Origin of the sequence: Streptomyces xiaopingdaonensis (genome assembly GCF_000262345.1) — a bacterium.
Lineage (GTDB): Bacteria > Actinomycetota > Actinomycetes > Streptomycetales > Streptomycetaceae > Streptomyces > Streptomyces xiaopingdaonensis.
This window is the reverse complement of the sequence record NZ_AJTQ01000370.1, coordinates 19023-31393: the sequence shown is the minus strand read 5'-3', so window position 1 is coordinate 31393 and position 12371 is coordinate 19023. Positions and strand designations below refer to the sequence as shown.

The 12371-nt window shown below is 73.1% G+C and carries 11 protein-coding genes; 6 read left to right on the top strand and 5 right to left on the bottom strand.

Going from position 1 to position 12371, the window contains the following annotated elements:
• Positions 1-165: 165 nt before the first annotated feature.
• The gene (locus tag UWG_RS0128420) at positions 166-1305 is read right to left on the bottom strand and encodes a PfkB family carbohydrate kinase (RefSeq protein WP_033196429.1); all 1140 of its coding nucleotides are present in this window, start codon (positions 1303-1305) and stop codon (positions 166-168) included.
• 186 nt (positions 1306-1491) lie between these two features.
• On the opposite strand from UWG_RS0128420, the gene UWG_RS0128415 reads away from it, so the two are divergent.
• Positions 1492-2820, top strand: a complete 1329-nt coding sequence (locus UWG_RS0128415) for a family 4 glycosyl hydrolase (protein WP_029391854.1) — start codon at positions 1492-1494, stop codon at positions 2818-2820.
• A gap of 4 nt (positions 2821-2824) precedes the next feature.
• Here UWG_RS0128415 and UWG_RS0128410 read toward each other — a convergent pair whose 3' ends face one another.
• Positions 2825-4114 (bottom strand): enolase C-terminal domain-like protein, encoded by a 1290-nt coding sequence (locus tag UWG_RS0128410; protein ID WP_016910587.1) that lies wholly within the window; start codon positions 4112-4114, stop codon positions 2825-2827.
• A 242-nt stretch (positions 4115-4356) separates the two neighbouring features.
• Here UWG_RS0128410 and UWG_RS0128405 point away from each other — a divergent pair, with 242 nt between their 5' ends.
• The 5 genes from UWG_RS0128405 to UWG_RS0128380 all read left to right on the top strand — a co-directional run bounded on the left by UWG_RS0128405 (position 4357) and on the right by UWG_RS0128380 (position 9989).
• Positions 4357-5190: an HAD family acid phosphatase gene (locus tag UWG_RS0128405; protein ID WP_016910586.1), complete on the top strand. Its 834-nt coding sequence runs from the start codon at positions 4357-4359 to the stop codon at positions 5188-5190.
• Between the two features lie 438 nt (positions 5191-5628).
• Positions 5629-7419 carry a 2-isopropylmalate synthase gene (gene leuA, locus UWG_RS0128395; RefSeq protein WP_016910584.1) on the top strand — a complete coding sequence of 597 codons (1791 nt, stop codon included), beginning with the start codon at positions 5629-5631 and terminating at the stop codon, positions 7417-7419.
• A 163-nt stretch (positions 7420-7582) separates the two neighbouring features.
• On the top strand, positions 7583-8239 hold the full coding sequence (locus tag UWG_RS0128390) for a TerB family tellurite resistance protein (protein WP_016910583.1): 657 nt from the start codon (positions 7583-7585) through the stop codon (positions 8237-8239).
• Positions 8240-8291: 52 nt separating this feature from the next.
• Positions 8292-9050 carry a DNA repair protein RecO gene (gene recO / locus UWG_RS0128385; RefSeq protein WP_016910582.1) on the top strand — a complete coding sequence of 253 codons (759 nt, stop codon included), beginning with the start codon at positions 8292-8294 and terminating at the stop codon, positions 9048-9050.
• 78 nt (positions 9051-9128) lie between these two features.
• Positions 9129-9989 (top strand): isoprenyl transferase, encoded by an 861-nt coding sequence (locus UWG_RS0128380; protein ID WP_033196427.1) that lies wholly within the window; start codon positions 9129-9131, stop codon positions 9987-9989.
• A 62-nt stretch (positions 9990-10051) separates the two neighbouring features.
• Here the strand turns inward: UWG_RS0128380 and UWG_RS0128375 are convergent, their stop codons facing one another.
• From UWG_RS0128375 to UWG_RS0128365, 3 genes are all read right to left on the bottom strand, one after another.
• Positions 10052-10465, bottom strand: a complete 414-nt coding sequence (locus UWG_RS0128375; RefSeq protein ID WP_016910580.1) for a Fur family transcriptional regulator — start codon at positions 10463-10465, stop codon at positions 10052-10054.
• Between the two features lie 151 nt (positions 10466-10616).
• Positions 10617-11513: a metal ABC transporter permease gene (locus tag UWG_RS0128370; RefSeq protein ID WP_016910579.1), complete on the bottom strand. Its 897-nt coding sequence runs from the start codon at positions 11511-11513 to the stop codon at positions 10617-10619.
• Positions 11510-12334, bottom strand: a complete 825-nt coding sequence (locus tag UWG_RS0128365; protein WP_016910578.1) for a metal ABC transporter ATP-binding protein — start codon at positions 12332-12334, stop codon at positions 11510-11512. The genes UWG_RS0128370 and UWG_RS0128365 overlap by 4 nt, the downstream gene beginning before the upstream one ends.
• Positions 12335-12371: the final 37 nt, after the last annotated feature.

Sequence of the window (12371 nt, the reverse complement as noted above, 5' to 3'; positions counted from 1 at the left end):
GGGGGCCAGCTCATCCCTCTCTTGTCCTGCGGCTGTCGCGCGACCGGCCGGTCGAACTCTCGGCCACCAAGGGTACGCCGGGTGCCGACACGGCAAGAAAGGCATTTCCACATCCCGCGGCTCCGGTCGTACCGGTTGCGGAAGGCGCGGCCGCGGGACGCACCCTCACCCCTCGTCCCCGCCGCGGAGGCCCAGCGTCGGCACCGCCCGACGGAGCGGGCGCGCGGGTGCGCCGGCGGTGAGCACCGCGTCGAGGAAGCGGTGCCGGCCGAGGTCGGCCTTGCCGCACTCGGTGCGGCGGCGGCGCCACCAGGCGGCGATCTCCGGCCAGCCCGGAGCCGAGAGGGAGCCGCCGAACTCCTGGACGGAGAGCGCCGACGTCAGCGCGGCGAAGGCGAGGCGGTCGCGCAGCGGCCAGCCGGCGAGGCTGCCCGTGACGAACCCGGCAACGAAGACGTCCCCCGCGCCCGTGGTGTCGAGCGCCTCCACGGCGACGCCCGGCACTTCGGCCGACTCGCCCGTGCGTCCGTCGACGGCGTAGGCGCCCTCCCTGCCCAGCGTGACGACCGCGAGCGGTACGTACTCGGAGAGGACGTGCGCCGCCGCGCGCGGGTCGTCCTTGCCCGTGTAGCGGACGGCCTCGGCGGCGTTGGGGAGGAACGCCTCGCAGTGCTTCAGGTCCGCGAGGGCGCGCAGGCTCCAGGCGCCGGTCTCGTCCCAGCCGACATCGGCGAAGACGAGGCTGCCCGAACGGGCGGCCGTCGCGATCCACTTTTGTGGGCGCCCGGGGACCAGCGAGGCGACGCAGGCGCGTGCCGGGGGCGGGCACGGGGGCGCGTCCGGGTCGTAGGCGCTCGCCTCCTTCGCGGGCGCCTCGTGGCCGTGCGAGACCATCGTCCGCTCGCCGTCGTACGCCATGGAGACGGTGACGGGGGAGTGCCAGCCGGGGACGGTGTGCGAGAGGGCGAGGTCGATGCCTTCGCTGTGCTCCAGGACGTCGCGGCAGTGGTCGCCGTACATGTCGTCGCCGAAGGCGGCGGCGAGGGAGGTGCGGAGGCCGAGGCGGGCGAGTGCGGTCGCCATGTTGGCGATGCCGCCCGGACTCGAACCCATGCCCCGCGCCCAGGACTCGGTGCCGCGGACGGGCGCCGAGTCGAGCCCGGTGAAGACGATGTCGAGGAAGACGGTGCCGGTGACGTACACGTCCCAGGCGGGGGCCGACTCGTCCCGCACGGCGGCGAGCGGGTCGAAGCCGCGGCAGCGTTCGGGGCCGCGCTGGGGTGTCGCGCGGAGCGTGCTCCGCAGCGCCGTCTCGCCGCCTGCTGCCGGGGTGCTCACCGTGCCCGCCTCGCTCTCCGTCTCGCCTGGGCGTGCCCGCGCGGGACGCGGGACGCCGAGGGTACGCCGGACCGCCCTCGCGGGGCGGCCGTCCTGCCCAACGTAACCGGCGCGGCCCGGGATACGCCCCCGTGCGGTGGTACGTTCGCGCCCGTGAGGTTGACGATTCTCGGCGGGGGCGGCTTCCGCGTCCCGCTGGTCCACGCGGCGCTGCTCGCCGACGCGCGCTCGGGAGCGGCACCCCGGATCACCGAACTCGTGCTGTACGACACCGACTCGGCGCGCCTCGGCGTCGTCGAATCGATCCTCGCCGCGCAGGCCGAGGGGGTCTCCGAGGCGCCCGCGGTGCGCGTGGAGCGGGAGTTGGACGAGGCGCTGCGCGGCTCCGACTTCGTCTTCTCCGCGATCCGCGTCGGCGGTACCGAGGGACGGGTGCAGGACGAGCGGGTGCCGCTCGCCGAAGGGGTGCTCGGGCAGGAGACGGTGGGCGCGGGCGGCGTGCTCTACGGGCTGCGGACGGTGCCGGTCGCGGTCGGGATCGCGGAGCGGGTGCGCGCGGTGGCGCCGGGGGCGTGGGTCATCAACTTCACCAACCCGGCCGGGGTCGTCACCGAGGCGATGGCGCGCGTGCTGGGGGAGCGGGTGATCGGCATCTGCGACTCGCCCGTCGGTCTCGTGCGCCGCGCGGCGCGGGCGGCCGGCGCGGACCCGGACGGCGTCGAGTACGCGTACACCGGCCTCAACCACCTCGGCTGGCTGGGCTCGTTGCGCGATCCGGAGCGCGGGGAGCTGCTTCCGACGCTGCTCTCCGACCCCGCGGCGCTCGCCTCCTTCGAGGAGGGCAGGCTCTTCGGCGCCCAGTGGCTCGCGGCCCTCGGAGCGCTGCCCAACGAGTACCTCCACTACTACTACTTCCGCCGCGAGACGCTCCGTTCGGTGCAGGCCGCGGGGGAGACCCGCGGCGAGTTCCTCAGGCGCCAGCAGGGCGAGTTCTTCGACGGCGCCGCCGACGCCCCACCGCGCGAGGCGCTCCGCCGGTGGGAGGCGACGCGGCAGCAGCGCGAGGAGACCTACCTCGCCGACAGCCGTGCCGCGGGCGGCGGTTGGCAGCGCGACACCTGCGACCTCGAAGGCGGCGGGTACGACGCGGTGGCGATGGCGCTGATGCGGGCCCTCTCCGGCGGGCGGTCGGCGCGGCTGGTGCTCAACGTGCCCAACCGCGGTGCGGTGCCGGCGCTTTCGGACGGGGCGATCGTCGAGACCGTCTGCGAGATCGGTGCGGACGGGCCTCGCCCACTGGGCGCCGCGACGCTCGACGGGGCTCAGCAGGGGCTCGTCGCGCAGGTCAAGGAGGTCGAACTCGCCACCGTCGAGGCCGCGTTGACGTCGTCGCGGCAGCTCGCGCTGCGGGCGCTCGGTCTCCATCCGCTCGTGGACTCGCCGGCCGCCGCCGCGCGGATTCTGGAGCGCGCCGGCTGGTGACGGCTCACCAGCGGGGGACGGCGGGGGCGTCCCAGCCGGGCACGAGGCGCCGCATGGCGGCCGCGTCGTCGCGGTCCCTGTGGGTGCCGTCGTCCTCGCGCCAGCGGCGGTGGAGGCGGGCGAGCGCGTCCCGGTCGAGGGCGACGCCGAGCCCTGGTGCGTCGCTCACCCGGACCCGGCCCGAGGCGAGGGGGACGCGTGCGGTGAGGACGTCCTCGCTCTGCCACGGGTAGTGGGTGTCGCACGTGTGGTGGAGATCGGGGACGACGGAGGCGACCTGCGTCATCGCCGCGAGGCTGATGCCGAGGTGGGTGTTGGAGTGCATCGCGAGGCCGACGCCGAACGTCCGGCAGACGGCGGCGAGTTCGAGGGTGCGGCGCAGGCCGCCCCAGTAGTGGTGGTCGCTGAGGACGACCTGCACGGCGCCGCGCGTGAACGCCTCGGGTATCTCTCCGCGGGTGGTGACGCACATGTTGGTGGCGAGCGGTACGCGGGTCTCCGCGGCGACGGCCGCCATGGCCTCCGTGCCGCTCGTCGGGTCCTCCAGGTACTCCAGGACGTCCCGGAGCTCGTCCGCGACGCGGAGGGAAGTCGCCACCGTCCAGGCTCCGTTGGGGTCGAGGCGGAGGGGGCTGCCGGGGAACTCGGCCGCCAGCGCCCGGACCGCCGCCACTTCCTCGTCCGGTGGGAGGACGCCGCCCTTGAGCTTGAACGAGCGGAAGCCGTACCGCTCCGCGAGGAGGCGGGCCTGCGCGACGACGCCGGGGGCGTCGAGCGCGTCGCCCCAGTCGTCCGGCTCGCCCGCGTCGTCGGGGTGCCGGGCGTGGCGGTAGAAGAGGTAGGCGGCGTACTCGACGGTGTCCCGTACGCGGCCGCCGAGGAGCGCGTGCACGGGCTCGCCCAGGGCGTGGCCGAGCGCGTCGAGGCAGGCGACCTCGAACGCGGAGGCGACCGAGAGCCGGAGCTTCTCCGCCGTCTGCACTCCGCGCAGGCCGCCGACGTCGACCGAATCGCTCAACCCGGTGCCGGACACGGGGAGTTCGCCGGCCATGGCGAGGAGCGCGTTCACGTCCCTGACGCTCCGGCCCGGCAGCCGTTCCGCCAACTTCCGTGCCGGCGCGAGGTACTTGGTGTCTCCGTACGTCTCGCCGACGCCCGAGTGCCCGCCTGCGGTGCGGACTTCGACGACGAGCCTCGGCGTGTAGGGCTGGTGGAGCCCCTGGGTGTTGAGGAGCGGCGGGTCGGCGACGAGGACGGGGGTGAGGCGGACTTCCTCGATCGTGAGGCGGTCCATGGCACGGCTCCTTCCGCGAGGGGCGGCGTGCCGGTGCCCGGCGCCGTCCGCCGTGGTATCCGCGTGCACAACGGTAGACGCGGGTCGTGGAGGTGAACACCGGTCGGTGCGCGGGAAATGCGGTGCGCGGCGGAGTGTTCCCACGGCTCGGGGCCCGTGGTTGAATCTGCGCGCGTAGAAACCGCGGGGCCCCGTCTCCCGCGCCGTCGTCAACTCTCCCCACACACCAAGGAGTTGTGCGCATGCTCCGCCGTTCATCCCGCCCGTCCGACGCCGCCCCGGCCCCCCGCAGGCGCCGCGTCCGCATCGCCGCGACCACCGCCGCGTTCGCCGTGGCCGGCTCGGCGCTCTTCGGCATCGGCCAGGCGACCGCCGAGCACTCGGTGCCCAGGACCGGGGAGGAGATCCCCAACCTCGATCAGGTGAAGGAGAAGATCGAGGCGTACTACGGCGACATCGAGACGGAGGACGGCGAGCACTACGCCTCTCCCGAGGGGAACTACGCCAAGGAGGTCCGCGCCCTCGCGGCGAAGGCCGAGCGCGACCTCGCGCGGGACCTGAAGGACCGCGACGCCCGCCACGGCAGGGGGAAGAAGCCCGCCGTCGTCCTCGACGTCGACGACACCGTCCTGCTCACCTACAACTTCGAGCGGCGGATCGGCTACGACTTCTCCCAGGAGGAGCAGGACGAGTACCTCCGCACCACCGACATGGACCCGGTCTTCGGGATGAAGCACCTCGTCAACTGGGCCCACAAGAAGGGCGTCACGGTCTTCTTCCTCACCGGGCGCAAGGAGTACGAGCGCGACTGGAGCGTCCGCAACCTCAAGAACGTCGGCTTCGAGAACCCCGTCGACCGCGAGCACTTCTACCTCAAGGACGCCGAGAACCCGCCTCCGTACCTGGAGTGCGGCACGGAGTGCAACACCGTCGAGTACAAGTCGGGTACGCGTGCCCACATCGAGGACCAGGGGTACGAGATCCTCGCCAACTTCGGTGATCAGTACAGCGACTTGAAGGGCGGCCACGCGGCCCGCTCGGTGAAGCTGCCGAACCCCATGTACTACCTTCCGTGAGCGGGACGCCCCGCCGCCGGCGTCCGTCGCCCGCGGCGGGGCAACCGGCGTTCCGCTTCGAGCGCCACCACGGCGGTGTGGCGGTGCTCACGCCGGGCGTCGCCGCGCATCGCGTCTGATCCCGGCCGGACGCGGACGCATGCGTGCAGGTCAGCGCAGCGGATGCGGGCAGTAGGCGGGACCCGCGGCAGGGCTGCCGAGGGATGGCGGATGCCGGGGACGGCATTCCGCATCGTGATACGGGGCGTTACGCGCCCGCGGCCCTGCACTATGCTCGCTCCCATCATGCGCTTCGGGCTTCTCCTCCTTAGCTGCCGCGGCGAGGGTCTGTAAACGGTCGACCCCCTCCCCGCGGAGTTCGGTGCTGTCCGTCGGCCCTCCAAGCCAATCCGCGGGAGCAGCGCCAACGGGCGCCCCGCAGCCGAGGAGCCCCACGCCATGTCGTCTTCCGAGTCCGCCGAACGCCCCACCATCGGCCGCCGGACCCCCGTCACCGCCTCCGCCGTGAAGCAGCGCCCCTCCGGGATGCCGATCCAGAAGTACGGCCGCTACGAGGCGATCGACATCCCCGACCGCACCTGGCCCGGCAACCGCGTCACCGCGGCCCCCCGCTGGCTCAGCACCGACCTGCGCGACGGCAACCAGGCGCTGATCGACCCGATGTCGCCCGAGCGCAAGCGCGCCATGTTCGACCTGCTGGTGCGCATGGGCTACAAGGAGATCGAGGTCGGCTTCCCCGCGTCGGGCCGGACCGACTTCGACTTCGTCCGCTCGATCATCGAGGAGGGCGCGATCCCGGAGGACGTGACGATCTCCGTCCTCACCCAGTCCCGCGAGGAACTGATCGAGCGCACCGTCGAGTCGCTGCGCGGCGCCCGGCGCGCCACCGTCCACCTCTACAACGCCACCGCGCCCGTCTTCCGCGACGTCGTCTTCCGCAGCAGCAGGGAGGAGATCCGGCAGATCGCCGTCGACGGGACGCGCCTGGTGACGGAGTACGCGGAGAAGCTCCTCGACGACCGGACCGTCTTCGGCTACCAGTACAGCCCGGAGATCTTCACCGACACCGAGCTGGAGTTCGCGCACGAGGTCTGCGAAGCCGTGATGGAGGTCTGGCAGCCCGAGGAGGGCCGCGAGATCATCCTCAACCTGCCGGCGACCGTGGAGCGTTCGACGCCCTCGACGTACGCCGACCGCATGGAGTGGATGTCCCGCAACCTCTCGCACCGCGAGTTCGTCTGCCTCTCCGCGCACCCGCACAACGACCGGGGTACCGCCGTCGCCGCGGCCGAGCTGTCGATGATGGCGGGCGTCGACCGGGTCGAGGGTTGCCTCTTCGGCCAGGGCGAGCGCACCGGCAACGTCGACCTGGTGACGCTGGGGATGAACCTCTTCAGCCAGGGCGTCGACCCGATGATCGACTTCTCGCAGATCGACGAGGTCCGCCGCACCTACGAGTACTGCAACCAGATGGAGGTCCACCCCCGCCACCCCTACGCGGGCGACCTCGTCTACACCTCCTTCTCCGGCTCCCACCAGGACGCCATCAAGAAGGGCTTCGAGGCGCGCGAGGTCCGCGCGGCCGAGCTGGACACGACGGACGACGCGATCGAGTGGACCGTCCCGTACCTGCCGATCGACCCCAAGGACGTCGGCCGTACGTACGAGGCCGTGATCCGCGTCAACTCGCAGTCGGGCAAGGGCGGGATCGCCTACGTCCTCAAGGGCGAGCACAGCCTCGACCTGCCGCGGCGGATGCAGGTCGAGTTCTCCAGGACCATCCAGGAGCGCACCGACGCACAGGGCGGCGAGGTGACGGGCGAGCAGATCTGGGAGGTCTTCCAGGACGAGTACCTGCCGACGCCCGCCAAGAGCTGGGGCCGCATCGCGCTCCGCGGCGCGCAGACCTCGACGACGAGCGAGGGGCAGGACGCGCTCACCATCGAGGCGGTCGTCGACGGCGAGGAGCAGGTACTCAGCGGCACGGGCAACGGCCCGCTCGCCGCCTTCATCGACGCGCTCCACGGGATCGACGTCGACGTGCGCGTCCTCGACTACGTGGAGCACACCATGAGCGAGGGTGCCGGAGCGCAGGCGGCCGCCTACGTGGAGTGCGCGGTCGGCGGCGCCTCGGGGGAGAAGGTGCTGTGGGGCGTCGGCATCGACGCCAACATCGTGCGCGCTTCGATCAAGGCCGTCGTCTCCGCCGTCAACAGGGCCCGGCGCTAGGGCACTTCCGGGTGGCACCCGGCACGCGGTGCCACCCGGTTCGCCGGCGCACGGGGACCTTTGGCCGCGGGTTCGTGCCGTACGGGGTGCTGACGCCGCCTCGCGCATGTGGTTAACATCACTCCACTCGGCAACGTTGCCGAAACGTGAGGGAGGTGCGGCAATGGGGCCGTCACGTGACCGTCGAGCCCGCAAGGCGTGCGGTGTCCGCACCCGCTGGCACACCGTCGACGACGGAGAGTTCTTCTGCCCCGACTGCGGCGGCGACCGCAACTACCGCCGCCGGACGGGACGTCGGCGCCTCGTGGTGCTCGGCCTCCCCGTGCTGCCGCGCGGGGCCGAGGACCCGGTCGTCGAATGCACCGCCTGCCGCGGGCACTTCGCGCCCGGCGCCCTCGACCACCCCACGACGGCCGGCCTCGCCGCGATGCTCAGCGAAGCGGTGCACACGGTCGCGCTCGTGGTGCTCGCGGCCGGCGGGGCCGAGGCCCGCTCCGTCCGCGAGACCGCCGTCGAGGTGGTGCACGCCGCCGGCTTCCCCGAGTGCACAGAGGACCAACTCACCGCCCACGTCGGCGCGTTGGGCAGCGGCCGCGAAGTCCTGGCCGAGCTGGAGCTCCACGACAAGCTCGCCCCGCTCGCCTCCCAGCTCGCCGTCGCAGGACGCGAGAGCCTCCTCCTCGGCGGCGCCCGCATCGCCCTCGCCGACGGCCCCTACACCGGCCGGGAACGCGAAGTGCTCGCCGCCGCCGGGCGGTTGCTGGAGCTCGGCGCCGAGGACGTGGACCGCCTGCTGGCGCAGGCGCGCACCCCGTCCTGAGCGGCGCCCGGGCGCTGCCCCGCGCGCCGCGCGGGTGGGCGACAATGGCGCCATGACTCTGTTCCGCGACGACGGCATCGTGCTGCGTACCCAGAAGCTGGGCGAGGCGGACCGGATCATCACCCTGCTCACCCGCGGTCACGGCCGGGTACGCGCAGTGGCGCGCGGAGTGCGGCGGACCAAGTCGAAGTTCGGCGCCCGGCTGGAGCCCTTCGGCCACGTCGACGTGCAGTTCTTCGCGCGCGGCGGCGAACTCGTCGGCCGCGGCCTCCCGCTGTGCACCCAGACGGAGACGATCAGCCCGTACGGCCAGGGCATCGTCGCCGACTACGACCGCTACACCGCGGGGACGGCGATGCTGGAGACCGCCGAGCGGTTCACCTTCCAGGAGGGCCAGCCCAACGTCCAGCAGTACCTGCTGCTCGTGGGCGGCCTGCGCACCCTCTCCACCGGGCAGCACGCGCCGGGGCTCTGCCTCGACGCCTTCCTGCTGCGTTCCCTCGCGATGGCCGGCTACGCACCGAGCTTCGCCGACTGCGCCAAGTGCGGACTCCCGGGCCCGAACCGCTTCTTCTCCGTCGCCTCGGGCGGCGTCGTCTGCGGCGACTGCCGTCCGGCCGGCAGCGTCGTCCCGTCCTCGGAGACGCTGCGACTCCTCGGCGCGCTGCTCACCGGCGACTGGGAGACGGCCGACGCCGCCGAGCGGCGCCACGTGCGCGAGGGCGCCGGGCTCGTCTCGGCGTACCTGCACTGGCACCTGGAGCGGGGGCTGCGCTCGCTCAGATATGTGCGTGAGGGCCGGACCGGCTAGTGTCCGGACCAACGCCCGGCCCGCGGAGAGCGCAGCCGCCGGGCGGTAACGCCCCCGGTACTTGGAGTTGAGATCCGCATGGCACGTCGCGGAGTGCTGCCGTGGCAGCAGCGCGAGACGCGTACCTACGCCACCCCCGAGCCGCACCCCTCGGGCGCACGTCCGCCGAGGATCCCGGCCGAGCTCGTCCCCGGCCACATCGCCGTCGTGATGGACGGCAACGGGCGCTGGGCGAAGGAGCGGGGGCTGCCGCGCACCGAGGGGCACAAGAGGGGCGAGGGCGTCGTCATGGACGTCCTCAAGGGCTGCCTCGAGATGGGGGTGCAGAACCTCTCGCTCTACGCCTTCTCCACCGAGAACTGGAAGCGCTCCCCCGAGGAGGTCCGCTTCCTGATGAACTTCAACCGCGACGTCATCCGCCGCCGCAGGGACGAGATGGACGAACTCGGCATCCGCATCCGCTGGGTGGGGCGGATGCCGCGGCTGTGGAAGTCGGTCGTCCAGGAGCTCCAGGTCGCCCAGGAGCAGACGAAGGACAACGACGCGATGACGCTCTACTTCTGCGTCAACTACGGCGGCCGCGCCGAGATCGCCGACGCCGCGCAGCGGATCGGCGAGGACGTGCGCGCCGGCCGCCTCGACCCGTCGAAGATAAACGAGAAGACCTTCGGCCGGTACCTGTACTACGACGACATGCCCGACGTCGACCTCTTCCTGCGGCCGTCGGGCGAGCAGCGCACCTCCAACTACCTGATCTGGCAGAGCGCCTACGCCGAGATGGTCTACCAGGACGTCCTCTGGCCGGACTTCGACCGGCGCAACCTGTGGGAGGCGTGCCTGGAGTTCGCCCAGCGGGACCGCCGCTTCGGCGGCGCGATGCCCAACGAGCCCGCGGCGGACGGCGGTGAGGACGCCGCGGAGCAGCAGAGCGACGCGTGACGGGGTGAGCGCGGCCGGGCGGCGTGCGTCCGGCGGCCGTCCCGCGGACGGCGGTCGCCGCCTCAGCGCTGCTCGGCGCACTCCCCGCAGGTGCCGAAGACCTCGACCGTGTGCCCGACGTCGACGAACCCGTGGTCGGCCGCGATCGACTCGGCCCACTTCTCCACCGCGGGCCCCTCGACCTCCACGGCCTTGCCGCAGATCCGGCAGACGAGGTGGTGGTGGTGGTCGTCGCTGTGGCACCTGCGGTAGACGGCCTCGCCCTCGTCGGTGCGGAGGACGTCGACCTCGCCCGCGTCGGCGAGGGACTGGAGCGTGCGGTAGACGGTCGTCAGACCGACCGAGTCCCCGCGGTGCCTGAGCATGTCGTGCAGCTCCTGGGCGCTACGGAACTCCTCGACCTCGGCGAGCGCCGCCGAGACCGCGGCGCGCTGCCGGGTCGACCGGCCGCGGACGGGGGGACCTGCGGTGGTCACGCGCTGACTCCTCTGCTCTCGGTGGTCGTTCGTTCCGTCGGATGCCGAGGCTCCGCCTCGTGCCTGCGCCCGGGCGCCCGACGGCGGCCCGGGGACGCGTGGTCATTGTGCCAGGTGCGGCCGTGCTGCGGTCCTCGCTACGGAAACGGACTCATCGCACACGCACCGCATCCCCCGCGGCCCCGGCCGACTCCTCCAGGGTGCCTTCCCGCTCCGCCCGCGCGACAGCCCTCGCGCGCCGCCGCGCCAGGGGAGCGGCGAGCGCCGTCACCACCCCGAAGACCACGATCGCGAGGACGACGATGCTGGCACCCGGGGGGACGTCGATGTAGTACGAGGCGGTCGTCCCCGAGAGGGTGACGAGCACCCCGAGGCCGACGGAGGCCCCGAGCGTCGCCGCGAACCCCCGGGTCACCTGCTGCGCGGCCGCGACCGGGATCACCATCAGCGCGCTCACCAGCAGCAGCCCCACGACCCGCATCGCCACGGTGACGGTGACGGCCGCCGTGACGGCGAGGAGCAGGTTGAGGGCGCGCACCGGCAGCCCCGTCACGCGCGCGAACTCCTCGTCCTGGCAGACGGCGAAGAGCTGTCGCCGCAGCCCCAGCGAGACCGCGAGGACGAACGCGGAGAGCAGTACGATCGCGACGATGTCCGCCGTGGCGACGGTGGTGATCGAACCGAAGAGGTACGTCGTGAGGTTGGCGTTCGAGCCGCCGGGCGCGAGGTTGATGATGAGGACGCCGCCCGCCATGCCGCCGTAGAAGAGCATCGCCAGCGCCAGATCGCCGCGGGCCTTGCCGTACCAGCGGATCAGCTCCATGCCGATCGCGCCGAGCGAGGAGACGGCGACCGCCATCCACACCGGGTTGGCGGAGAGCAGGAACCCCAACGCGACGCCGGTGAGCGCGACATGGCCGATCCCGTCGCCCATGATCGCCTGGCGCCGCTGCACCAGGAAGATGCCGACGGCCGGCGCCGCGACGCCCACCAGCAGCGCCGCGAGGAGCGCGCGCTGCATGAAGCTGTACTCCAGGATCTCGATCACGACAGCAGCCCCGTCTCGATGCTCGGTGCGTCCCCGGTCTTCTCGTCGGGGTGGTGGCAGGTGGGGTCGTGGAGCTGCTCGGGGCGCGTGACGCGCTCGACGCGGCCGTCGCGGAGCACGACGGCGCGGTCGATCAGCGGTGCCAGCGGACCGAGTTCGTGGAGGACGAGGAGGACCGAGTGCCCGCGCCGCACCTGGTCGCGGAGCGCCTCGGCGAGCACCTCCTGGCTGCCTAGGTCGACGCCGGCGAGCGGTTCGTCCATCACCAGCAGCTCGGGACGGGAGGCGAGCGCCCGGGCGATGAGTACGCGCTGGTGCTGTCCGCCGGAGAGCGCCTCCACCGGGTCGCCCGCGCGGTCGGCGAGGCCGACGAGTGCGAGCGCCTCGTGGACGGCCTCGCGGTCGGCCTTGCGCAGCGGCCGGAACTGCGAGCGCGCGAGCCGGCCCGCCTGGACGACCTCGCGCACGGTCGCGGGGACGCCGGCGGCCGCCGTCGAGCGCTGCGGCACGTAGCCGAGGCGCCGCCACTCGCGGAACCGGGCCAACGGCGTCTCGAAGAGCGCGAGTTCGCCCGAGGTGAGCGCCACCTGCCCGAGCACGGCCTTGACGGTGGTGGACTTCCCCGAACCGTTGGCGCCGAGCAGCGCCACGACCTCCCCTGCGCCCACGGTGAGGTCGACGCCGCGCAGCACCGGCTTGGCCCCGAGCGCCGCGTGCGCCCCGCGCAGCGAGATCACCGGGGGCGCCTCCGGCGTGCCCCGGCCGCCGTGCTCCGGGCTCTGCTCGGGCGAGCCGGCGTGCGGGGACGGCTCTGCGTCCATGGCTTCCTCCGTGGTGGTCGGTGCCGTCGGTGACGGT

Coding starts and splice junctions, on each gene's coding strand:
- UWG_RS0128410 (WP_016910587.1), bottom strand. CDS start 4,114: ATGGACCGCCTCACGATCGAGGAAGTCCGCCTCACCCCCGTCCTCGTC.
- UWG_RS0128405 (WP_016910586.1), top strand. CDS start 4,357: ATGCTCCGCCGTTCATCCCGCCCGTCCGACGCCGCCCCGGCCCCCCGC.
- leuA (WP_016910584.1), top strand. CDS start 5,629: ATGTCGTCTTCCGAGTCCGCCGAACGCCCCACCATCGGCCGCCGGACC.
- UWG_RS0128390 (WP_016910583.1), top strand. CDS start 7,583: ATGGGGCCGTCACGTGACCGTCGAGCCCGCAAGGCGTGCGGTGTCCGC.
- recO (WP_016910582.1), top strand. CDS start 8,292: ATGACTCTGTTCCGCGACGACGGCATCGTGCTGCGTACCCAGAAGCTG.
- UWG_RS0128380 (WP_033196427.1), top strand. CDS start 9,129: ATGGCACGTCGCGGAGTGCTGCCGTGGCAGCAGCGCGAGACGCGTACC.
- UWG_RS0128365 (WP_016910578.1), bottom strand. CDS start 12,334: ATGGACGCAGAGCCGTCCCCGCACGCCGGCTCGCCCGAGCAGAGCCCG.